This window comes from Streptomyces iconiensis, from assembly GCF_028657195.3.
GTDB lineage: Bacteria > Actinomycetota > Actinomycetes > Streptomycetales > Streptomycetaceae > Streptomyces > Streptomyces iconiensis.
The window spans coordinates 1-23,416 of the sequence record NZ_JANCPR020000072.1; the positions used below are offsets into that span (position 1 = coordinate 1).

Annotated in this window: 14 protein-coding genes and 1 pseudogene; 5 read left to right on the top strand and 10 right to left on the bottom strand. The window is 72.0% G+C overall.

Annotated features, from left to right (window positions below; genetic code table 11):
• Positions 1-204: 204 nt before the first annotated feature.
• From NMN56_RS39945 to NMN56_RS39965, 5 genes are all read right to left on the bottom strand, one after another.
• Complete coding sequence (locus NMN56_RS39945) at positions 205-2,790, bottom strand: NACHT domain-containing protein (protein WP_274044295.1); 2,586 nt, start codon at positions 2,788-2,790, stop codon at positions 205-207.
• A 97-nt stretch (positions 2,791-2,887) separates the two neighbouring features.
• Positions 2,888-6,052, bottom strand: a complete 3,165-nt coding sequence (locus NMN56_RS39950; RefSeq protein ID WP_274044294.1) for an NACHT domain-containing protein — start codon at positions 6,050-6,052, stop codon at positions 2,888-2,890.
• A gap of 75 nt (positions 6,053-6,127) precedes the next feature.
• Positions 6,128-6,328, bottom strand: coding sequence for a hypothetical protein (locus tag NMN56_RS39955; RefSeq protein WP_274044293.1), 201 nt, complete (start codon positions 6,326-6,328; stop codon positions 6,128-6,130).
• A gap of 340 nt (positions 6,329-6,668) precedes the next feature.
• Positions 6,669-7,892 carry a helix-turn-helix domain-containing protein gene (locus tag NMN56_RS39960; protein ID WP_274044292.1) on the bottom strand — a complete coding sequence of 408 codons (1,224 nt, stop codon included), beginning with the start codon at positions 7,890-7,892 and terminating at the stop codon, positions 6,669-6,671.
• 77 nt (positions 7,893-7,969) lie between these two features.
• Positions 7,970-10,540, bottom strand: coding sequence for an NACHT domain-containing protein (locus NMN56_RS39965; RefSeq protein ID WP_274044291.1), 2,571 nt, complete (start codon positions 10,538-10,540; stop codon positions 7,970-7,972).
• 352 nt (positions 10,541-10,892) lie between these two features.
• Here NMN56_RS39965 and NMN56_RS39970 point away from each other — a divergent pair, with 352 nt between their 5' ends.
• Entirely contained in the window at positions 10,893-11,603 is a 711-nt protein-coding gene (locus tag NMN56_RS39970) for a M23 family metallopeptidase (RefSeq protein WP_274044290.1), read from the top strand.
• 216 nt (positions 11,604-11,819) lie between these two features.
• On the opposite strand, the gene NMN56_RS39975 is transcribed toward NMN56_RS39970, so the two are convergent.
• Positions 11,820-12,461, bottom strand: a complete 642-nt coding sequence (locus NMN56_RS39975; protein WP_274044289.1) for a TetR/AcrR family transcriptional regulator — start codon at positions 12,459-12,461, stop codon at positions 11,820-11,822.
• 112 nt (positions 12,462-12,573) lie between these two features.
• Here NMN56_RS39975 and NMN56_RS39980 point away from each other — a divergent pair, with 112 nt between their 5' ends.
• Both NMN56_RS39980 and NMN56_RS39985 read left to right on the top strand, forming a co-directional pair.
• Positions 12,574-14,265: an MDR family MFS transporter gene (locus tag NMN56_RS39980; protein ID WP_274044288.1), complete on the top strand. Its 1,692-nt coding sequence runs from the start codon at positions 12,574-12,576 to the stop codon at positions 14,263-14,265.
• A gap of 166 nt (positions 14,266-14,431) precedes the next feature.
• Positions 14,432-14,869 carry a VOC family protein gene (locus NMN56_RS39985; protein WP_274044287.1) on the top strand — a complete coding sequence of 146 codons (438 nt, stop codon included), beginning with the start codon at positions 14,432-14,434 and terminating at the stop codon, positions 14,867-14,869.
• 167 nt (positions 14,870-15,036) lie between these two features.
• Here the strand turns inward: NMN56_RS39985 and NMN56_RS39990 are convergent, their stop codons facing one another.
• Entirely contained in the window at positions 15,037-16,011 is a 975-nt protein-coding gene (locus NMN56_RS39990; RefSeq protein ID WP_274044286.1) for an HhH-GPD family protein, read from the bottom strand.
• Positions 16,012-16,234: 223 nt separating this feature from the next.
• On the opposite strand from NMN56_RS39990, the gene NMN56_RS39995 reads away from it, so the two are divergent.
• Positions 16,235-17,101, top strand: a complete 867-nt coding sequence (locus NMN56_RS39995) for a hypothetical protein (RefSeq protein ID WP_274044285.1) — start codon at positions 16,235-16,237, stop codon at positions 17,099-17,101.
• Between the two features lie 55 nt (positions 17,102-17,156).
• Here NMN56_RS39995 and disA read toward each other — a convergent pair whose 3' ends face one another.
• A complete protein-coding gene (gene disA / locus NMN56_RS40000; RefSeq protein ID WP_274044284.1) occupies positions 17,157-18,278 on the bottom strand; it encodes a DNA integrity scanning diadenylate cyclase DisA in 1,122 nt (373 codons plus the stop codon).
• A gap of 258 nt (positions 18,279-18,536) precedes the next feature.
• Complete coding sequence (gene radA / locus NMN56_RS40005) at positions 18,537-19,946, bottom strand: DNA repair protein RadA (protein ID WP_274044283.1); 1,410 nt, start codon at positions 19,944-19,946, stop codon at positions 18,537-18,539.
• 233 nt (positions 19,947-20,179) lie between these two features.
• Here radA and NMN56_RS40010 point away from each other — a divergent pair, with 233 nt between their 5' ends.
• Positions 20,180-21,985, top strand: a complete 1,806-nt coding sequence (locus NMN56_RS40010) for a BACON domain-containing protein (RefSeq protein ID WP_283742558.1) — start codon at positions 20,180-20,182, stop codon at positions 21,983-21,985.
• A gap of 546 nt (positions 21,986-22,531) precedes the next feature.
• Here the strand turns inward: NMN56_RS40010 and NMN56_RS40015 are convergent.
• Positions 22,532-23,350, bottom strand: a pseudogene (locus NMN56_RS40015) (DUF3109 family protein); the annotation flags it as partial.
• Positions 23,351-23,416 lie beyond the last annotated feature (66 nt).

Below are 23,416 nucleotides of genomic sequence, written 5' to 3' on the forward strand. Positions count from 1 at the left end.
TCGCCGGCCGGGGGGCGGGGGGCTCCGCCCCCCGGCAATCCCCCCGCCACACGGGGCTCCGCCCCCTCTGGACTCCCCCGGCCGAATCGGGTCCGTCTCGCATGCTGGTGTGTCCCGTGTCGGGGGCGTGGGGAACTGTGGGACAGGCCGCGATGCTGGGTCGGGCGGTAATGGGTGGCGAGGGGCAAGCCGGTGTTCGGGGGGTCAGCTGAGGATGCGGATGCCGTGGGGGACTCCGGAGACTCTCGGGAGGCGGGGGTTGACGCGGAGGGTGGTGAGGTGGGGGAAGGCGGCTAGCCAGTCCATGGGGGTGGCCAGGTCGTAGGCGAGCCACAGGTGGGTGAGCTGGTCGTGGGAGAGGCCCTCAAGGAGTTCGTCGGGGGTGAAGTGGCCGACGATCTGGACGCGTGCGCGGCCACCGAGCTTGCGGAGTGCGGCGAGTTCGAAGCGGTCGGACACCGGGAAGTAGAGGCCGTCGGGGTCGAGGTGGCCGATGATCTCCTCGGCGTAGCGGTCGGTGTCGAAGTTGCGCCAGCCGTGCGCGAGTTCGGCGCGCAGTTCCAGTGAGGCACGGTTGCGCAGCTGGGCGAGGTAGTGGACGGCGGCGTCGTCGTTGATGCGGGTCACGGTGACGGCGAGGCGGTGCGCCTCCTGGTCGGAGACGCTCGTGGGGTCGGGCAGCATCTCCAGCACTATCGGGCCGACCCAGCCGAGGCTGCGGGCAGCGGCGACGCTGGTGGGGCGCACCATGTGGCGGGTCTCGCGCCGGATGCGCGCGTGCGTGTCCGGGTCCAGCTCGGTGACGTGTTCGAGGCAGGCGGCGGCGAGCAGGCGGCGCCTGTTGCGCTGCATGCCCGTACGTCCCGGGGCCAGCAGGCCCTGGAGGAGGCGGGCGCACTCGCCGGGGCGTGCGTGCGCGACGGCCATGCGGATGACCTCTTCCCATTCGGCCTCGTGCGCGTGCGCGAGCAGCAGGTCGAGGGCGCCCTGTTCGATGGCTTCCTTGGCCGCCAGGTAGTCCTGGACGGTGCGGTGCACGAACTCGACGACGCGCTCCGACTGTTCGCGCAGCAGGCCGGTGCGCAGCAGGAGGTGGTTGAAGATGCTCTCCGGGTCGCCCTGGCCCGAGGTGGAGGGGATCGCGGGCAGGTGCCGCTGGACCTCGGCAACGGCCTCCGAGAGGGGCAGTTCGGCCCGCCTGTCCACCAGCATCCGGTAGGCGAGCTTGCGCAGGAGGCGTTCCCGGGCGCCGCGCTGGAGCTTCACGGCGTCTGCGTACAGCACGCGCCGTTCGGGGTCGCGGCGCTGGAGCAGCATTTCCATCGCGGCCTCGTACAGCTCCTTGCGGCCCTGGGGGAGCGAGCCCGTCCTGTCCCGGTTCAGGGCGCAGATGAGGCCGCACATCAGCGGGTTGGTGGCCAGGCCGCGCAGTTCACGGTAGAGGGGGATGGAGGCGAGGAGGCGGTCGCGGTACTCGTCGAGGCTGTGGTGGTCCTTGCCCTCGTCGTCGCGTGCCGCCGTGTGCCAGGCGGTGATGAAGGCGGCGACCTGGTCGCGGTTCATGGGCGCGAGCGACAGCTCGTCGAAGCCCTCGTCGGCGAGCCAGTTGGGCTCCACGGCCGAGTGGCGTGCCGTGACCAGGCAGAAGTTCCCTGAGTAGATCCGCATGAGGCGCCGCAACTGGCCCCGCAGCGCCGCGCGTTCCGACTCGGGCGCCTCGTCGATGCCGTCCACCAGGAGCAGCCCGCGCTCCTCGGTGAGCACCCGCGCGACCCAGCCGTCGGGTGCCTCCTCGGCGAGCGGATGGCGTACGGCCGTGAGGAAGTCGTCCGGCGAGGGGAAGCCCTCGCGCGCGAAGCGGCGTACGGGCAGGACGAGCGGGATACGGCCGCGCAGGGCGCTCAGTTCGGGCGGCAGCGCGTTCCTGGCCGCCGATACGGCGAGCCACTGGACCAGCGTCGTCTTGCCCGCTCCCGCGACGCCGCGCAGCAGCACCCGCTCATGGCCCGCGAGGGCGCGGTCGGCCGAGAGCACGGGCTCGTCGCTGTCTCCTGGCCGGTCGCCGGGGGCCCCGTCGCCCGCGTTGTCGAACTCGGCGCTGAGGCTGAGGTAGGTCGCGTCGAGGGACCAGCTGTCCGGGGTGTTGGGGTTGGGCAGGTCGATGCCGTAGATGGTGACGCGGTTGTACTGCTCCACGATCGACCGCGCGTAGCGGGCCTCGAAGTCGGCGTCCACGACGGAGGGTTCCGGTCGGCCGCGTACGGCCTCCACGTCGTTGAGGTCGATCAACTGCCGTATCCGGTGCGCGCGTTCGGGCAGCCGCTCGGCGAGCCGGGGTGACCTGCGGATGAGGTGGTGCAGCAGGTGCAGGCAGACCGTGACCAGGAGCCGGTCGTGGAACCAGGCGGCATCTGTGGTCAGCTCCCTGTCGGCGCCCGGCACGGCCGAGCGCAGCTTGCGTGCGTAGTCCTGCGGACCGAGGCGTACGGCCTGTACGTCGGTGGTGTCCAGCTCTCCGATGATCCACAGCGTGCGGGAGAGGACGGCGGCGACGGGGGTCTCGTCCTCCGGCGGCAGCCGGTGCGGCACGGCGGTGAGGCCCACCAGTTCCTCCGCGAGGGAGAGCAGGGTCTCGTAGGACACGGGAGGGCTCTCGCCCCTGAACGAGACGAGGTGAGCGAGGAGTTCACCTTCGGCCTGCGTCTTGTCGGGCGCGGCCTCCACGGGGAGCAGGAGCTGGCTGACGAGTGGGTCGGCGACGGTGGACGCGAGGCGTACTGCGGGATCCATGCGTGCGGGCTCCCTGACGGGCACTGCGGAGGTTGACTGGTCGGAAACCAGCGTAGGCCGCACGTGTGGGATCGGTCACCCTGTGTCCGCCTCCGCTTCACCGGGGGCGGGGGAAGGTCCTGACCTCGATGTGGGAGGGGATGCGGGGGAGGTGGGCGTAGCTTTCGGGGCGGAAGAGGCTGATGTGGGTCAGGTGCGGCAGTGTGGTGAAGGGGAGCAGGGGGAAGTCGACATCGGGATCGTTGAGCATTAGGTGCGTGAGGCTCGGGAACAGCTCGGGGCCATGCCCGAGGAGCCCCTCTCCCCCCACCAGTTGGAGCGTGGTGAGTCCCGGTGCCGGGGTGGAGCCCGGGTTCATGGAGTGCAGGGTCGCGTGGGCCAGGGTGAGGAACCGCAGCGCCGGGTGGGTTGCGACGGGGCCCCAATGGTTCGCCGTCCAGGGCTCGAAGAGCAGGCCGCCGCCAAGGCCCAGCGTGCTCAGCCCGGGGTAGGCGGCGAGGCCGGAGAGGGCGCCCGTGTCGGCCGGAAGGCGCAGTTCCGCCAGGCCCTCGGCGGATGGCAGCGCGTCCCAGCCGAGCCAGGGGGCGCCCCTGTTGAGGTGCAGCACCTCCAGGCCGTTCAGCGCGCCCAGTTCGGCCAGCAGCGGTACGTGTTCGAGCTGGAGGTTCTTCAGTGGCAGCGCCTCCAGTGGGGAGAGGTCGCGGAGTGCGGTGCAGTCGTAGAAGTGCAGCTCGCTGAGGTGGGGAAAGGCTGCGAGGAAGCCTAGGTCGGTCAGGCCGGGGTTACGGGCGAGGCCGAGCATGCGTACTTTGTCCGGCGGTACGGCGTCGAGGATCTCCTTGGGTGTGAAGTCGCCGTTGAGGCGCACGCGTTCGCTGCCGCCCAGGGCGCTCCAGCGGGCGAGTTCCTCGCGAGTGCGGACGACGATGAGGGCGTCCTGGCGGTGCACGAGGTGGCTGACGATGTCGTCGGCGTAGGCGTCTGTGTCGAAGCGGTCCCAGTGGCCGCCGAGTTGGTGGATTACGTTGTCGGACGGGTGGTCGCGGAAGCGGACCAGTGCGGTCAGCGCCGCCTCGGAGCCGAGCTGCGCGACGGTGTGCGTGACGGCCTGGGCCTCGTCGTCCTCCAGCCCTTCGGGTCCTGGCAGCAGCTCCAGTACCACGGGACCCACCTGGGCGAGCTGCTTCGCCTCGTCGATGCTGCGCGGCGGGATGAGGGCCCTGGCCCTGTCCTCGACGGCCGTGCGTACCTCCGGGTCCAGCCGGGTGGCGTGTTCGAGGCAGGCCATGGCGAGGAGGTGGAGGCGTGCGCGTACGTCGGGTTCCTTGTCGCCGCGCTCGATCAGCGTGCGGAGCAGCCGTGCGCGTTCGTCGGGTCTGGCGTGGGCGACGGCCATGCGGAGCACGTCCTCCCACTGGTCCAGGTGCGCGTGGCGGGTCAGCAGGTCGAAGTCGCGTTCCTCGACGGCTGCCTTGGCGCCCAGGTAGTCCTGGAAGGTGCGGTGGACGAACTCGACGGCGCCGTGGGCGGGTTCGCGCAGCAGTCCTGAGCGCACCAGCAGGTAGCGGAAGACCTCCTCGGCCGTGCCCTGTCCTGCCACGTACGGCATGGCGGGCAGGGCGCGGGTGAGCAGGTCGAGTGCGTCGGTGTGCGTCATCTCGGAGCGGCCGTTGCGGATGAGCCAGTAGGCGATCCGCTGGAGCAGCTCGATCTGGGACTCCTCGTCCAGCTCGATGGCGTCGGGGTGACTGTGCATCGCGCGTTCCCGGTCGCGGCGTTCGAGGAGCATGCTGAGCGCCGCGTCGTAGAGGGCCTTGCGCCCGCGGGGCAGGAAGCCGCGGCGTTCGCGGTGCAGGGCGCAGATGAGGCCGCACATCAGGGGGTTGGTGGCTAGGCGGCCCAGGTCGGCCTGGGCCCTTACGGCCGTGCGCAGGTCGCCCTCCAGTTCGCCGCCCGCCTCGGCCGCGGCGTGCCAGCGGTGGATGAACACATCGACATCGGTCGGGCGCATGGGGGAGAGGGACAGCTCGGTGAAGTCGTCGCCGCCGAGCCAGTCCTCGCGTACGGCCGAGGGGCGGGAGGTGACGAGGACGAGGTTGCCGGAGAAGGCGCTGAGCAGGTCGGCCAGCCAGCGGCGGGTGTGTTCCCGCTCGTCCTCGGGGACCTCGTCGATGCCGTCGACCAGGAGCACGCCGCGTCCGGCGGTGAGCACGCGTTCGACCCAGCCGAGCGGCTGGGCTCCGGCCAGGGGGCAGCCGACGGCGGACAGGAAGTCGGAGGGAACGGGCAGTCGGGCGCCGCCGCGCGTGAGGGTGCGCAGGGGCAGCACGAAGGGCACGCGTCCGATCAGGTGCGCGAGCCGTCCCGTCAGCTCGGCCTGGCGTGCTGTGGTCACGGCGAGCCACTGGACGAGGGTCGTCTTGCCCGAGCCCGCGATGCCGCGCAGCAGGATCCGCTCGTGCCCTGAGAGCGCCTGTTCGACGGGCTGGGGCTCGGCCGTGTGCTGCCGGCCGAGGCTGTCGGGCAGATGTACGGCCGCGGGGGCCGCCTCCAGGCTCAGGTAGGCGGTGTCGAGCGGCCACTGGCTGGCCTGCTGGAGGTCGACGCCGTAGATGGTGAGCTTGCAGTGCTTGTTGGCGATGTAGCGCGCGTACTGCTGCTCGAACCCGGCGTCCTGCGCCGACTGGGACGGTACGCGCTTGATGAGCACGTCGACGAGCGTGATCAGCTCGCCGAGCCGGCGGCTCTGCTCGACCAGGGTGCGCGCGACGAAGGTGGACCGCTGGGTGAAGAAGTGCAGGATGTGCAGGCACGCGGTGTCCAGCGCCCGCTGGTAGAGCCCGGACTCGCCGGGGGTCGGGTCGAGGGGCATCTGCCCCGTGGTGGCCTGGGTCGCCTGTGCGTGCAGTGCGCGCGCGAAGTCGGTGTGCCCGAGCTGTACGGCCTCGACATCGCTGAGGCCGATCTCGCCGAGTGCCTGGAGCGCGAGGGAGAGCCGCACGGTGACGCGTTCCCTCTCGCCGGGTGAGGGCGCTTCGTGCGGGCCCATGTCCGCCACGGTGCGGCGCACCACCTCTTCGGCGATCCGCTCCAGGTCACGCGCGGTCAGCGTCCGTTTCTCGCCCGTGAACGAGACAAGTCCCGAGACCCGTACGGGCCGGTCGACCAGTCCCGCACCCGGCCCCTCGGTCACGAACAGCCGCTTCACGAGCGGCGCCACCACACTGGACGCGATCCGTGCCCCCACGATCCCGGCATCCATCCCCGTAACTCCCGCCCACCGCGCGTCTCAACTCCCCGCCGTACGGGGCCGCTTACGGCGAGCAGCGTAGAACGATCAGCCGTCCGCGTCGATGACGGCCGGGCTCGGCGCCGGGGTGGAGGCCACCGGTTCCGCCAGGCAGCGGCGGCAGCGGCACGGGGGGAAGGACAGCGGCTGGGGCGGGCGCTCGGGGTCCCGGGGCGCGAACGTGGTGCGGGGCAGTACGCGCACCCGGGTGCCGTCGGGGAGGATCCGGTACACGGTGATGGTGATCATGGTGGAGCCCCGCCTCCCGGGCGGCTCGTGCCTCGCCCCGCCGCGCTCCCGCCGCGCGGGACACCTGGCGCGGACCGTCGTGACCGCTGCGTGGCGGCTCGTACGGCGGCTCGCGGGGCACCCTTTGTGACGGTGGAACGCTCGGGGCACTTCGTTGCCCACAAGCCTTCCTCCACGGGAAGGGCGGAAGTACCCCAAGGCGGGGTACTTTCCGCGCGCGTTCCGCTTGACGCGGCGCCGTACGTGCGGGGCGGGGGTTGTACGTACGTGGGGGCGCCGTACCCGCGTGGCCGGGTGCCGTACGTGCGTCGGTGCGGCAGCCGTGCGGCGCTGTACGGCCTCACGCGGGGGGTTCGAGGCCGAACCACGAGGTGAGGGCGCGTACTTCCTCGGTCGTGCGGCGGTACTTCATCGTCAGCAGCAGCGCCGCGTCGCGCGCCATCGGCTTGAACCGGGTGGTCTGCGGTGCGGCCCTGCGGGCCTGGAGGAGCGCGCGCAGGGCCCGTTCGCGCTTGTCGGCCGCGAGGTGGGCGCGTGCCGCGTTCACATGCCAGGCGCTGACCCGGGTCGGCGGCAGCCCGCCGGGCAGCCGGGTGGTCCGGATCAGGTGCTCGGCCTCGGGCATGTGCTGAAGTTCCAGCCGGGCCTGCAACTCGTGGATGGCGAGGTTCCCGGTGCCGAACACGAGGGAGTGGTGGCGGCGGTCCTCGCCAGGTGGCAACCGGCGGAGCAGCCGCCGCGCCTCGTCCAGGTGGTGCGCCGTCGCGTCCGGGTCGTACATACGTGCCGCTATCGTCACCTCGCGCAGCCGCATGCCGCCCAGCACGGTCAGGAACGCCGGGTCGTCGGGCGCGGGAGCCGAGGCGACGAGCTGCTCGCGTGCCACGGCCAGCGCGCGCAGCCCCGCGTCGTACTCGTGGGCCGACTTGAACGCCTCCACCCGCTTGTAGTCCGCCAGCGCCCGCAGCAGCGGATCGCCCGAGAGCCCGGCGGCCCAGCGCAGCCGGTCCTCGGCCTGGCCGCGCAGGTCCGGGTAGCCGAGCCGGTAGGTGAGCGTGTGGGTGAGGTCGTACGCGAGGGCGAGCAGCCGTGCGGCCTGCGCGCGCTCGGGCTCGGTCTCGCGCAGGTGCACGGCGGCCGTCAGCTCCTCCAGCAGCCCCGCCAGCACCGTGCCGAGCTGGGTGAGGCGCCCGGCGAGGCGGTGTGCTGAGGCGGTGCGCAGGTCGGCCCTGAGCGCGGGCAGCGGGCGCGGGGGCGTGAACCAGTCGGCCGGCAGGTCCCAGTGCCGCAGCGCGGCCCGTACGGCGGTGATCGGCGCGTGGGCGCGGTCGTCGCGCGGCTCGTGCCGGTACGGCTGGCCGCTCAGGTCCTCGACGGTCGTACGCAGCGCACGCGCCACGGCCGTCAGCACCCCTGCGGTGGGCAGCCGCTCGCCCCGCTCCACCTTGCGCACACAGCCGAGCGACAGGTGCGCGCGCTCGGCCATGCCGCGCTGGGTGTAGCCGGCCATCTTGCGATGCGCGGCGATGCGCGCGCCGATGCGGGCGTCATCGGTGTCGGTCATGCGGACTGTCCCGTTCCCTGTGGCGACCCTTGGAAGGTACCCGCGCGCCGGGTGACCGACCTCGCGAACCGGGAGCTTCAGCCCTGGGACTCGGGGCGTACGACGCTGACGCCGCCGGGGACTCCGTGGACGGTGACGTCCTGGGGCAGTACGAGGGTGCGCAGGTTCGGGAAGGCGGTCAGCCACTCGGCGCGGTGGAGCGGCTCGGTCAGCCACAGGTGGGTGAGCAGGCCCGTGGGCAGCAGGTTCAGCAGATCGTCCTGGCGGAAGGTGCCCACGAGCTGGACGCGGGCCCGGCCACCCATGCCCTGCAGGGCACGCAGGTGTTCGACGGAGTGCGCGGAGAAGTAGAGGTCCGTCTCGTCGAGGCGGGAGATCACGTCCTCGGCGTAGGCCCCTGCCTCGAACCGGTGCCAGGCCCAGGCGAGTTGACGCCGTACGCCGAGCGAGGGGTGGGTGGCGTAGCGGGAGAGCAGGGGGAGCGCGGCATCGGTGCCGACGCCGGTCGCGGTGATCACGATCCGTTCGGCGTCCTCGGCCGCCACCTCATCGGGGCCGGGCAGCAGGCCGAGGACCAGGGGGCCCGCTTCGGCGAGGTCTCTGGCGCTCTGGAGCGTCGCCGGGGGCAGCAGGCCCTCCGTGATGCCGATGACCTCGGCGTGCACGGCGGGGTCCACCTCGACCGCGTAGTCGAGGCAGGCCGTGGCCAGCACGGCCGTGCGCAGTTCGTGGCCCCCGCGCGGATGAGGCGCGATCAGCCCCCGCAGAATCCGTTCCCGCTCGGCAGGGCGGCCCAGTGCGACCGCCATCCGTACGACGTCCTCCCACTGGTCGCGGGTGGCGTTGTCCAGCAGCAGCGGGAAGTCGCCCTCCTCCACGACGGCCTTGGCGCCCAGGTAGTCCTGGAAGGTGCGGTGCACGAAGTCCACGCGCCCGGCTGCCGGCTCGCGCAGCAGCCCTGAGCGCTCCAGGAGGTGCCGGAAGACTCGTTCGGGTGAGATGCGGATCGAGGGCATGAAGCGCAGGGCCCGCTCGATCTGGGCGACGGCGTCCGTACGGTCCATCTCGGCGCGGTCGTTGCGGATGAGCCAGTGGGCGAGCTTCTGCAGGAGCTGGACCTGCGCCTCCTTGGACAGCCGCAGCTCGTCGGGTGAGCGCACGCCGCGTTCGCTGTCCCGGCGCTCCAGCAGCATCGACAGCGCGGCGTCGTACAGGTCCTTGCGCCCGTACGGCAGCACACCCCGGCGCTCGCGGTGCAGCGCGCACAGCAGGCCGCACATGAGCGGGTTCACGGCGAGGCGTACGAGGTCGCCGCTGGAGCGGATGGCCGCGAGCAGTGCCTCGGCCGTGCCGGGCTCGGCCTCGGCGGCGCAGTGCCAGCGCTGGACGAAGTGGGCGACGTCGGGCCGCGTCATGGGGGAGAGGGACAGCTCGGTGAAGCCCTCGCGGGTGAGCCAGTCCTCGCGTACGGCTGAGGGGCGTGCTGTGACGAGCCACAGGTTGCCGGGGAAGCCGGCCATCAGCTCGCGCATCCAGCGCCGTACGGCCTCGCGCTCGGGCTCCGGGATCTCGTCGATGCCGTCGACCAGCAGCAGCCCGCGCCCCGCGCTCAGCACCCTGTCGGCCCAGCCCACGGGCTGTGAGCCCGCGACCGCGCTGCGTACGGCGTGCAGGAAACGGTCGGGCGTGGGCGGCATGCCCTCGTGCACGACGCGGCGCAGCGGCAGCACGAAGGGGACGCGGCCGATGAGGTGGGCGAGGCGCTCGTCGTACTCCTGCCGGGCCGTGGTGACCGCGAGCCACTGGACGAGTGTGGTCTTGCCGCTTCCCGCGCCGCCGCGCAGCAGGACCCGCTCCTGGCCCGCCAGCGCGCGCTCGGCGGGCAGCCGCGTGCCCGTCCGGTGGGTGGCCTCCAGGGAGATGTAGGCGGAGTCCAGGCGCCACTCTCCCCCGAACCCTTCCCCCAGCCACCGGCCGGGCGGTGCCCCCAGGGAGGCGCCCCCGGGGTGAGGGAGGTCGAGGCCGTAGATGGTCAGGTCGCCGTGCTTGCTGACGATGTGCTCCGCGTAACGCTCCTCGAAGCGGGCGTCCTCGGCCGTCTGTGAGGGGACGCGCGCGACGAGCAGGTCCGTGGCCGCCACCAGGTGGTCCAGGGCGCGGGTCTGCTCGATGAGGGTGCGCGGTACGAAGGTGGAGCGCTGCGCGAAGAAGTTCAGGATGTGCAGGCACGCGGTGTGCAGCAGCGGCCGGAAGCGCGCCTCGGCGGCCTCGCTCATGGGCCCCGGGCGCGCGAGCAGCCGCGCAAGCCCCTCGGGGCCGAGCCGTACGGCCTGTACGTCGTCCATGTCGAGGTCGCCGAGGCTGTGCAGCGCGGCGGTGAGCGCTTCGGTGACCTCGCCGCGGGTCTCCTCGTCAGGGGCCTCGGGGAGCCCGGCCGCACGTGCGGAGCGCCGCACCAGCTCGGCGGAGAGCTTGCGCAGGTCCTGCTCGGACAGGGTGCGCCGCTCACCGGTGAAGGAGAGCCGCGCGGATATCCGTACGGGCTTCTCCACCAGCCCAGCGCCGGGCCCTTCGGCCGCGAACAACTTCCTGACCAGCGGCGCGACGGCGCTGGTCGCCAGGCGGGCGGCGATGCTGGACGGCTCCATGCGCGGATCGTAAGGGACCGGCGGCCCTGTGTGCCCCGGATCTCCCCGTTCTGCTCACGGGGTGAGCGGCGCCATATGAACGGGACCACAACTCCCTTGCCGCGCCCGTGAGGTGAGGCACAGATCCACAGGGGCTTACGAAGCGGGATAGGAGCACGGGGGTGCCGGCGACCGCAGAGGGGCCGGGCCCCGGGCCTGCGGAAGGACAAATAGTGATCTGGATCGCTTAGTCAGCTACCGGGTCCTTTAGTAATAGGGGTCCTTGATGTCCAATTTCGTGCGGGTTATCAAGGGGGTCGCGCCCACTTCTGGGCGTGGATCCCTCGCACCCCACCGGAGAGGTAACTCCCTTATGTCGAGGACTAGGACCACCAAGAGCACCGCAGCCACGGCGGCGGTCGTCGTCGCCGGACTCGGCGCTTCGATGGCCCTGGGGGCGGGCGGCACGGCGATGGCGGCCGACAAGGCCGACGGAGCCGACAGCGCGCGCGGCGCGGACGCTTTCGCGGCCGGTACGGCCGGAACGCTCGCCGAATCCGCGCGCCATCAGGCCGACCAGCAGCACAAGGCGGCGAAGGCCGCCGAGCAGGCGAAGAAGCGCGCTGCCGAGAAGGCGGCCCGGGACGCCAAGCGCAAGGAGCTGTCCTGGGTGAAGCCGGTCTCCGGCAAGTACGAGCTGAGCGCCTCGTTCGGCAAGGCCGGCGGTCGCTGGGCGCACAACCACTCCGGTCAGGACCTCGCGGTCAAGATCGGCACTCCCGTCAAGGCAGTGCACAAGGGCACCGTCGTGAAGGCGGGCGGCAACGGTGCGGGCGACGGCCCGGCGTACGGCAACGCGGTCGTGATCCAGCACGACAACGGCAAGTTCTCGCAGTACGCGCACCTGTCCGAGGTGGACGTGAAGCCGGGCCAGACCGTCAAGACGGGCCAGGAGATAGCCAAGTCGGGTAACACCGGTAACTCCTCGGGTCCCCACCTGCACTTCGAGATCCGTAACAGCGCCGCCTACGGGAGCGCGGTCGATCCCATGGACGCGATGAAGTCGCTGGGCGCCGGACTCTGATCCGACCCCGGTGGCCACCTCGGTGACCACACCCCGGTGACCGGCCCGGAACCCCTCCGGTAACCGCAGAACGACGGGCGCCTACCTCCAGGCGGGCGCCCGCTTCTGCGTGGGTACCGGCCTCTGCGTGGGCGCCCGCTTCTGTGTGGGCGCCCGCCTTTGTGTGGGCGCCCCGTCTTCTGCGCGCGGTGCCGGTGCCGGTGTCGGCACCGGCGCTCAGGCGGCCGAACCGGTCGTCTCGGCGGCCTTGGGGGTCCCCCGGGTCCCGGCGCCCTTGGCGGTCTCGGTGGTCCCGGCCTCCCCGTCCTGGTGGGCGCGGGTGACCAGCTCCTGCGCGACCTCCAGCGCGGCCTTCCGCTTCTCCTCGGAGGTCGCGCCGATCTCCCTCAGCGTGTACGGGGTGGCGTGGATGGTGAACAGCGCGCTGGAGCAGCGGACCTGGTCGGCGAGCGCGGCGTCCTCGTCCCTGAGCAGGTCGAGGAGGGTGAAGATGTGGCTCTTCATCGTTTCGCCGATGGACAGTTCCCGCATCGCCGCCTGGTTCTCCTGCATGAACCGGAAGAGCCGCGCCGCGTGGCTGACGGCGCCGCTGTAGCGCCGCAGCACCTCCAGCTTCGTCTCCAGCGTGCGTGGCTGGTGCTCGGCCCACGCGACGATCGCGGCGCACGGCTTCGCGGCCAGATCGTCGACGATGCTGATGACGATGTCTTCCTTGGTCTTGAAGTGGTAGTACAGCGCGGCCTTGGTGACCCCGAGCTGCTCGGCGATCTCTCTGAGCGAGGACTTCTCGTACCCGCGTTCAGCGAACATCTCCAGGGCGACGTCCTGGATGCGCTGACGGGTGTTTCCCCTGCTCATGGCCAATCCCTTCCAAACTTACTTGACGACCGGCTAGTGACCCCCTAGTTTCACCATGGTACTTAACTAGCCGTGCGGCAAGTAAGCGGTAGGTAAAGGGGGGTGGCCGCGCATGAGCACGAGTGGCATATCGGACGGGGCGGAAGTGGACGAAAGGGGCGGTACGGCCAAGGGGGAGTCGAGCGGGAGTCAAGCAGAGGGCAAGGGCGCGGCGCCCAAGGAACGCAGCGTGCGCCTCGTTCTCCTCTCGCTCATGATCGCGGTGCTCCTGGCGATGCTGGACAACATGATCGTGGGCACCGCGATGCCCACGATCGTCGGCGAACTGGGCGGACTTGAGCACCTGTCGTGGGTGGTCACCGCGTACACGCTGACCACGGCGGCCTCCACCCCGATCTGGGGGAAGCTCGGCGACATGTTCGGGCGCAAGGGCGTCTTCCTCATCTCGATCGTCATCTTCCTCGCCGGCTCGATGACCTCGGGCGCCGCACAGACGATGGGCCAGCTCATCGGCTTCCGCGCCCTCCAGGGGCTCGGCGCCGGCGGTCTGATGGTCGGCGCCATGGCGATCATGGGTGACCTCATCTCGCCCCGCGAGCGTGGGAAGTACATGGGCATGATGGCGGGCGTGATGTCGCTGGCCATGATCGGCGGACCGCTGGTCGGCGGCACCCTCACCGACCAACTCGGCTGGCGCTGGGCCTTCTACATCAACCTGCCGCTGGGCGCGATCGCGCTCGTCATGGTCACGAGCGTGCTGCACCTGCCCAAGAAGCGCACCCCCGGCCGTATCGACTACACGGGCGCCGTCCTGCTCACCGTCGGCATCACCATGGCCGTCCTCGTCACCAGCTGGGGCGGTACGGAGTACGCGTGGGGCTCGGCCACGATCATCGGCCTCTCCGCGCTCGCCGTCGTCTGCCTGGTGGCGTTCCCGTTCGTCGAGCGCAGGGTCGCCGAACCGATCCTGCCGCTGCACGTCTTCCGCAGCCGCAACTTCTCGCTGGTCGCCGTGATCGGCTTCCTGGTCGGCTTCGTGATGTTCGGCGCCATGACGTTCCTGCCGCTGTTCCAGCAGGGCGTACAGGGCGCCTCGGCAACCAACTCCGGGCTGCTGCTGCTGCCCGTGCTGCTGCCGATGATGGTCGTCTCCGTGGTCACGGGCCGCGCCACGACCAAGACGGGCAAGTACCGCGCGTACCCGATCATCGGCGGAGCGCTGATCCCGGCCGGGCTGTTCCTGCTCGCGCAGATGGACGTCGGCACCAGCAGGCTGACCTCGGGGCTCTACATGGCCGTGCTCGGCGCCGGCATGGGCTTCCTGATGCAGCTGACCATGCTGATCGCGCAGAACAGCGTGGAGCTGAAGGACATGGGCGTCGCCTCCTCGACGACCACGCTCTTCCGCACCATCGGCGGCTCCTTCGGCGTCGCGCTGATGGGCACCGTCTTCGCCGGCCATGTCGAGGACTCCATGCGCGAGAGCGCGGCGGCGGGCGGCCAGGCCGGCGGAGGTGCGGCGAAGCTCCCCGAGGGCGGCGCGCAACTCGACGCCGCCTCGCTCGAAAAGCTCCCGGCCGCCGTACGGGAGGCGTACGAGCACGCGGTCGCCGGAGGCACCCACTCCGTCTTCCTGCTGGCCGGCGCCTGCGCGCTGCTCGCCTTCGTCGCCGCCTGGTTCATCAAGGAGGTCCCGCTCAAGGACTCCGAGGCGCAGAAGGACCAGGAGCCGGCGGACCCGGAGGGCCCGGCCGACTCCGCTCGGGGCGCGGCGCCGGAGGGGCGTGCCGGCATCGGGGCGTGAGCACCCCCGGTATGACACGGCTGCGCGCCCCGAGCCCGGCGAAGGACGCCCTGGGCCCTCAACGGGCGGTTGTCGGCGGAGCTTCCCAGGAAGCGGGCTCGGACGGGCCTGGCTACGGTACGAGAGGGGCGGAAAACCGCCAGGAACCGTTCGGACCGGAGTGAACATGATCAAAGCCATGGCCCTCACAACGATCTGGTCCACCGACCAGGAACGGACCCTCGCCTTCTGCACGGAGAAGCTGGGCATGGAGATCCGCACCGATGTCGCGATGGGGGACATGCGCTGGGTCACCGTCGGCGTTCCAGGACAGAACGATCTGGAGATGGCCATCATGCCCACCGACGGCCACGGACTCGACCCCGAGGCGTCCAAGGCGCTCACCGAACTGGTCACCAAGGGCAGCATCGGCGCCGGCGCGCTGCGCACCGACGACTGCCGGGGCGACTACGCCCGACTCAAGGAAAAGGGCGTCGAGTTCCTCCAGGAACCCCAGGAGCGCCCGTACGGCATCGAGGCCATCCTCCGTGACGACAACGGCAACTGGTTCTCGCTCACGCAGACCTACGAGGGCGGCCTGGACATGAGCAAGCCCTTCGCCTGAGCGCTCGCCGCACTCCAGGCGAACGCGAAGCTCCCCCGACCCGCGGCGGGTCGGGGGAGCTTCGTCGTCACACGGTGACCTTCACGCCGTGCCGGTCACCTGGCGCTTCCGCCGGGCGGGGCTTTCGGGCGGCGCGTTCGTCGAGCGCGGCGCCAGGCGGCACCGTTTCAGGTGAGCGGCAGCCGGTAGCGGTCGCCGTCCAGTGGCTCCACGAGGCCGTCCGAGACGAGCCCGTCCAGCGCACGCGCACGCTGCACCGGCTCGTCCCACACGCGGTCCAGCGCCGACTGCGGCACCGGATCCTTGGAGGTGCGCAGCACCGCCAGCAGCCGGCCCCGCACTTGGCGGTCCGTTCCCGCGTACGACTGCGTGCGCCGTGCGGGCCCCTGGTGTTCGGGGGCACCCGCGAGCTGCCACGCGCACTGCGCCGCGATCGGGCAGCGCCCGCACTCGGGCCCGCGTGCCGTGCACACCAGGGCGCCCAGCTCCATCGTCGCCGCGGCCCAGCGCGAGGCGGTCGTGTCGTCCTCGGGCAACAGGGCGCGGGCGAGCTTCCGTTCGGCCGCCGTCGTCGCGTTGGGCGGGTACTGCTGACCGCTGACGGCACGCGCGAATACGCGGCGCACATTGGTGTCCAGCACCGCGTGCCGCTTCCCGTAGGCGAAGGAGACCACGGCGGCGGCTGTGTACTCGCCGACGCCCGGCAGCGCCAGCAACTGCGCGTGCTCGCCGGGCACCTCGCCCCCGTGCCGTTCCGCTATGGCCTTCGCGGCGCCGTGCAGCCGCAGCGCCCTGCGCGGGTAGCCGAGCCGGCCCCAGGCACGCACGGCTTCGCCGGGTGCCTCGGCGGCGAGGTCCGCGGGGCGTGGCCACCGCTCCATCCACTCCTCGTAGACCGGCAGTACGCGGTTCACGGGGGTCTGTTGGAGCATGAACTCGCTGACCATGACGCCCCACGCGCCCGCCTCGGGGCGGCGCCAGGGGAGGTCGCGGGCGTGTGTGGCGAACCAGTCGACAACGGGAGAGTGGAGGGAGCGCGCGGTCTCGCGCAGCTCGGGGTCGACAGCGTCGACGGCGTCGGCGGCGCGGTCAGAAGCGGCGCTGGCCGATGCGGCTGGGGAGGTATCGGTGGTCGCAGTCATGGCACGTCCGATCCTGGCACGGCGCTCCTCATCCGAAAAACGCACACGCGGCGCGACCGTGCCCTCCCGCCGCACGTAAGGCGATACGGAGCGGAACCGGAACCTCACAGCTGGTCACGACCGGGTCGCCGAACGCGCTCCGACTGGCGCTCATCACAACAATTCGTACTCCCTGCGGTGGGTACCGGCCTGTGGCGCCCCTGATGTCTCGTAAGGTTTCCGCGTGGGATCTCTGCGCAATCCGATCGGGCCGCTTCCCTCCTCCATCTACTGGCGACGGAGGGCAGTTGCCCTTGCCGTCCTCGCGCTGATGGTCCTCGTACTCGTCTGGGTTCTCGTCTCCGGTGACGGCGGTGGCTCACGCGACGAGGGCAAGAGCGGCGACGGCAACGGGCCCGCCAGCACGATCACTCCGGGCCCGACCGACTCCGGCCCCGCGATCAGCGAACGCCCCGGCGGACGCGACGAGGAGGACGGCGGCGGCTCTGGTGGTTCGGGCGGCTCCGCCGGTTCCGGGAGCGACGAGGAGGACGAGCAGTCGACGGCCGGCGGCACAGGATGGGGCGCGGGCAGCGCTTCCGGCGGCACGGCTTCCGGTTCGGGGTCAGGTACGGGAAGCGGCGCCGACGCCGCGGCAGGTGGCTCGGGTGGCGGCGGCAAGGCCGCGGTTCCCGTCCCCGCTGCTCCCGGCCTCGCCGACTGCGAGAAGTCCGATGTGAAGCTGTCGTTGCGCAGCCTCAAGAAGAAGTACGGGCCGGGCGAGAAGCCGCGGTTCGAGCTGAAGGCCGACAACGGCCGTGGCAGCGCCTGCAAGATCGACCTGGGCCGTACGGCGACGATCGTGACGATCAACAACCCGGACGACGCCAAGTTCTGGGCCTCGGACGACTGCCCGCCCACCAAGAAGGCGATGCTCCGTCAGGTCCCCGCGAACGGCGCCTCCACCCACACCCTCACGTGGTTCCGCAAGGCCAGCGCCGCCAACTGCGGCACTCCGACCTTCGACGCGCCCCGCTCGGGCACCTACGAGGTCGAGGTGAAGGTGAAGGGGTTCAAGGCCGTGAAGGCGACGTTCGACCTGGAGAAGTGAGCGGCGGGCAACGAGCACGCGCGCCACTTCGGGGCGCCTCGCTTCCCCTTCTCCGTCAGACGTAGCGTTCCAGGATTGAGGATTCCGCCAGGCGGGAGAGGCCCTCGCGGACCGAGCGTGCGCGGGCCTCGCCCACGCCGTCGACGGTCTGGAGGTCGTCGACGCTTGCGGCGAGCAGCTTCTGGAGCCCTCCGAAGTGCTCCACCAGCCGGTCGATGATCGTGCCGGGGAGCCTCGGAACCTTGGCCAGCAGCCGGAAGCCGCGCGGCGAGACCGCCGAGTCGAGAGTCTCCGGTGCTCCGCTGTAGCCCAGGGCCCTTGCCACCGTGGGCAGTTCGAGCAGTTCGGTGTGGGTGAGGCGGTCCAGTTCGCTGAGCGCCTCGGGTACGGAACGCGCCTTGCGGCCCGAACCGCCGGACTGCGGTACGTAGTCGCGTACCACCAGCTCGCGTTCCGGTTCCACGCCCGCGATCAGCTCGTCCAGCTGGAGCGAGAGCAGCCGTCCGTCGGTGCCCAGTTCCACGACGTACTCCGCGATCTCCGTCGCGATCCTGCGCACCATCTCCAGCCGCTGCGCCACGGCCGTGACATCGCGGACCGTCACCAGGTCCTCGATCTCCAGGGCCGAGAGCGTGCCCGCCACCTCGTCGAGCCGGAGCTTGTAGCGCTCCAGCGTGGCGAGTGCCTGGTTGGCCCGGGAGAGGATCGCGGCCGAGTCCTCCAGCACGCGGCGCTGGCCCTCGACGTAGAGGGCGATCAGCCGCATGGACTGGCTGACCGAGACGACGGGATACCCCGTCTGGATCGAGACCCGCTGCGCCGTACGGTGCCGGGTGCCGGTCTCCTCGGTCTCGATGGAAGCGTCGGGAACGAGCTGCACACCCGCGCGGACGATCTTGGAGATGTCCCGGTCGAGGATGAGCGCGCCGTCCAGCTTGCACAGCTCGCGCAGCCGGGTGGCGCTGAAGTCCACGTCCAGCACGAAACCGCCCGTGCAGAGCGGTTCGACGTTCTTGTCCATGCCGAGGACGATGAGCCCGCCCGTGTTCCCGCGCAGGACGCGCTCCAGCCCGTCACGCAGCGCCGTGCCGGGCGCGACCGCGCTCAGCGTGGCGCGCATCAGCCCTGACGCCCCCTCGGCCCTGCCGGGGCCCGCTGCCCGGTCGTTGGCTGCCACTGCACTCCTTCGGTCGTGCGGGTGCCTCTCGGCATTGCTCGACCACCTCGGCGGACGCGGTGACCGGTCCCCCCTTGCCGCCGTACACAGTCCCCGTGGTGCTCGTGGTCGGTCGAGACCGGGGCAAAGTCTACCGGCGCCCCGTGGGGTGCCGGGTTTGCCTACGCGGTCGCCTCCCGTGTGCAGCCTCTCATCCTTCCCGCGCAACCCCGGCCGCAGGCTCCGCGCACCCCCGGCCGCGGGCTCGTGCGGCGCCGGTCACTCGCTCCGTGCGCTGCCGGACTCGCTCCGTGCGGGGCGGGCCGGGAGGACGCGGAGTGCCGCTCCTATGTCCGCCACCTCCAGTACGCGCATGCCCTCGGGGATGCGGCCGGGGTCGCTGGGCACCAGCGCGTGGGTGAAGCCGAGCCTGGCCGCCTCGGCCAGCCTGCGCTGTACGCCCGTGACCCTGCGCACCTCGCCGGCCAGCCCGACCTCCCCTATCGCCACCAGGTTCTTCGGCAGCGGGCTGTCGCTCGCGGCGCTCGCCAGAGCGAGGGCGACGGCGAGGTCGGCGGCGGGTTCTGACAGCTTCACGCCGCCGACCGTCGCGCTGTAGATGTCCCGCTTGCCCAGGGCGCTGATACGGCCGCGCTGCTCCAGCACCGCCAGCATCATCGAGACCCGCGAGGTCTCCAGGCCCGAGGTGGTGCGGCGGGGCGAGGGGATCTGGCTCTCGACCGTGAGCGCCTGCACCTCGGCGACCAGCGGACGGCGGCCCTCCAGGGTCACCGTCAGACAGGTGCCGGGCACCGGTTCGGCCCGGCGGGTCAGAAAGAGTCCCGAGGGGTCGGCCAGGCCCGTGATGCCCTCGTCGTGCAGCTCGAAGCAGCCGACCTCGTCCGTCGTCCCGTAGCGGTTCTTGACGCCGCGCACCAGGCGCAGCCGCGCATGCCTGTCGCCCTCGAACTGGAGCACCACGTCCACGAGGTGCTCCAGCAGGCGCGGTCCGGCGATGGAGCCGTCCTTGGTGACGTGGCCGACCAGGATGGTGGAGATGCCGCGTTCCTTGGAGGCGCGGATCAGCGCGCCCGCGACCTCGCGCACCTGCGCGACCCCGCCGGGTGCGCCGTCGATCTCGGGCGAGGCGACGGTCTGTACGGAGTCCAGCACCAGCAGCGAGGGCTTGACCTCGTCCAGGTGCCCGAGCACGGCCGACAGGTCGGTCTCGGCCGCGAGGTAGAGGTCGTCACTGATCGCGCCGATCCTGTCGGCGCGCAGCCGCACCTGCCCGGCGGACTCCTCGCCCGTCACATACAGCGTGCGGTGGTCCCCGCTCGCCGCCTTCGCCGCGACGTCCAGCAGCAGCGTCGACTTCCCCACTCCCGGCTCGCCGGCGAGCAGCGCGACGGCGCCGGGCACGAATCCGCCGCCCAGCACCCGGTCCAGCTCCGGTACGCCGGTGCCGCGCGCGGTCGCCTGCCTGCCGTCGACCTGCCCGATGGGCAGCGCCGAAGCCGAGACCCTGCCGGGTGCCGTCGTGCGCACGGCAGGGGCGCCGCCCATCTCCTCGACGGTCCCCCAGGCGTGGCACTCCGGGCAACGTCCGAGCCATTTCGCCGTCTGCCAGCCGCACTCGGTGCAGCGGTAGGAGGGGCGGTCCTTCGCGGACGTCTTACGGGCAGCCATGCGGGTCACCGTATAGGCAGCCCCTGACACAGCAGCCCTTGACAGAGGTGGCACGGCGGAAGCACGCGGTCGTCCACTGCCTGGGTGTGCGCCCCGTGTGCGCCTCTGAGGGGGTGCGCCGTCGTCAAACTTGCGCCCCATGTCCCCTTTTGAAGGAGAACGTCACCCGAAGGAAGTAATCCCGAGCAAGCGGGTCCGGTAAAGCGCCATCATCCGCCTACCGTCGCCGGGTGATGACCAGCAGGCGCGAGCACCCGACGAACCCCACCGGCGCACCCCCAGCGCACCCGGTGAACCGGCCGACGCACCACGAGTGCGACGACCCGTATCTGGACGGCCTGTTCACGTACTGCCTCTCCGTGATGTGCGAGCACGAGGCTGCCCTCGCGGCGCTCGGGGAGGCGCTCGCCCTCGCCGACAGACAGCGCGCGCGTGGGCGAGCGCCCCAGGACCCCGGACTGCGCAGGCCCTGGCTCTACGCACTGGCCCGCTGGACCTGTTCCCGCCGCCTGGCCGAACAGAAGGAGCGCGAACGGGAGTTGATCGCCGACCGCATGGGCGGTTCAGGGGCGGGGGAGCGCGACCCGGACCCGCGGCAGAAACGCAGCGGGGGCACCCCCTCCGCGACTCCGGATTCCACGGCTCCCGCCTCCGCGGCGGCCCCCGCGTCCCCGGCGGCTTCCCTCGCTCCGGGAGCGCCCGCTTCCCCCGCCCCCGTGTGGGGCGAAGCGCTCAGTGAGACGGCGCGTGCCCGGCGCCGCCGCGAACTGGCCGCGCTCGCCTGGCCCGAGGCCGCGGGCACCGCCCCCGCACAGCGCGAGGCCCTGGAGCTTTCCGTACGCCACGGGCTGCCCGAGCACGAGGTCGCCGCCGTGCTCTCGCTCACCCCAGGCGCCGCCGGTGACCTGCTGGCCCATGCCGCCTGCGAGGTCGAGCGGACCCGCGCAGCGCTCACCGTCGTCGAGTCCGGCGGCTGCTCAGCCGTCTCCCGGCTCGCCGGGGACGACCGCCTGCTGCTCGGCACGGCCCTGCGCCGTGAACTGGTGCGGCACGTCGACGAGTGCCCCCGGTGCCGCCGCGCGGCCGAGCACACCATCGCCGGGGTGACCTGGCCCGGCACCGCGCCCGCCACCGCCGCGCTCGCCGTCCTGGAGGCGCCGCGCGCCGCCGTGCACGCCGCCACCGAAACGGTGCGCCGCGCGAGAGCCCAGCGGGTGCCCCGTTTCGACCGCGCGGGCTTCCCGCTGGAGGAGACGGACCGTACGGCGCGGCGCGACCGGCTGCGCAGCAAGGCCGTCACCACGACCGTCGTCGCCACCGTGCTCGCCTCGCCCGTGCTGGCGCTCTGGGCGGCATACCGTGGTGCGCCCGTCACGGGAGAGCCCCAGGCGGACCGTTCCGTCGCCGCGTCCGAGGGGGAGGGCGAGGGCGAGCCGGGTGACGACAGCCTGGACGGGCAGCGCTACGAGAAGGCGGGGCGCCCGCACCCGTATGCCAGGGCTTCGGGCACGGGCGGGCGTGCGGCGCGGCGCTCCGGCATCGGCGTCGAGGTCGAGCGGCTGAACGGGGGCGAACGGGGCCCGGGACGCCTCACCGTCGTCGCCGAGCCCCTGGGCAACGGCTCCCTCGTCACGCTCACCGCGACAGGCCCCTCGCCCGTCCGCTGGTCAGCCGCCGCCGACGCACCCTGGCTGACCCTCAGCCGTGCGGGCGGCGTACTGCGGCCTGGCGACAGCGCGTCCCTGCGGGCGCTCGTGGACCCCACGCGGGCCCCCGCGGGCTCCTGGACAGCGCGGGTACGGATCGACCCGGCACGCGCGGTCGTCACCCTCACAGGTCACAACGCCTCTCGCCCCGCCCACACCCCGACCCCCGCACCTCCGACGACGCCTCCGCCCTCGGCCCCCGGCACGCCCACGCGCCCGTCCCACGACCCCACCCCGACGCCGCCCCCGTCGTCGAGCCCCACTTCCGGCCCCGCACCCGCCCCCCCCAGCTCCGGACCGCACCGGCCCACCCCGGCTCCCACCGCGCGCTAGGTGTATTGCCCCGTGAGGTCGGGGACGCCGGCTCCCTCCGCGCCGACGGGCAGCCGACCTGGCAGAGCGACAGCAGCAGGGCAACAGGCAGTAGGCCGGCAGCAGTAAGCAACAACAGGCAGTAGCCGACAGCGAGTGGCGGCAAGTGGCGGCAGAAAAAAGGGCGCCGCACCGGAAGCGGTGCGGCGCCCTTGGTGCGGAGCGCAAGCGCGGGGTCCAGCCCGCCCGCGAGGCGGGCGAACCCCGTGCCGAGACGTATCAGTCGACGGCGGGCCGCCCCTGAGCAGGCGGCACGGCAGCCGCCCCTGAGCCGGAGCCGGAGCCCGAGCCCGAGGAGTCAGACCCCGACGGGCCCTCCGCACCCGAGTCCGGCCGCGTGCCCGAACCCAGCCCCGAGATCGTGACCGGGACCGGCCCAGGACCCGAAGCCGTGTCCGGTGCCGAGCCACCGCCCGAACCGCAGCCGCAGCCGCCGGAGTTGGCCCCGGAGCCGCAGCCCGCGCTCGTGCCCGCGTCCGGGCCCAGGGTCGGCAGCGGCGTCGGGTTGGCCGGGTCGGCGGGGTGAGGCGCCACCACGGGAAGTGCGGCGAGCCGCTGTTCGCACAGCTCGGCGAGCTGCTCATACGCGGCCTCGCCCATCAGCTCGATGAGTTCGGGCCGGTAGGACACATAGACAGGGCGCCCCGAACCGTGTGCCGAAGGCGCTGATGTGCACCACCAGTTCAGGTCGTGCCCGCCTGAGCCCCACCCGCGGCGGTCGTACTCGCCGATCGAGACGTAGAGGACCTCTTCGCCGTCCGGCCGCTCCACCCACTCGTAGGTGCGCCGTACCGGAACCTGCCAGCACACGTCCGGCTTGGTCTCCAGCGGCTCGCGGTCCTCGCGGAGGGCGAGGGTGTGCAGGGCGCAGCCGGCGCCACCCTCGAAACCCGCGCGGTTGTTGAAGATGCAGGCGCCCTTCCACCTGCGGGTCTGCCGTTCGCCCTCGTCGTTGACCTCGGCCCAGCCGCGCGGTCCCGTGCCGATGTCGTAGAACTGCCAGGTGTCAGGAGTGAGCTTCGCCACGTTCTCCGCCACGCGCTTCTCGTCGTCCTCGTCGGAGAAGTGCGCCCCGAGCGTGCAGCAGCCGTCGGAGGCGCGGCCTGCGGTGATGCCCTGGCAGCCCTGTCCGAAGATGCAGTTCCACCGTGAGGTCAGCCAGGTGAGGTCGCAGCGGAAGACCTGTTCCGCGTCGTCCGGGTCGGGGAACTCCACCCAGGCGCGCGTGAAGTCGAGACCGACTTCCTCATCGCGTGCCCTGGACTTGGCGAGCGCCTCGCGCGCGCCGTCCCGCTTCTTACGCTTCGCCGCTTTCGTCGTACCCACGCGCCCAGCGTACGGGCCATGCGCCCATGCCCCCGTGAGCCGCACCCCCGCTCCCCGTGGCCGCTC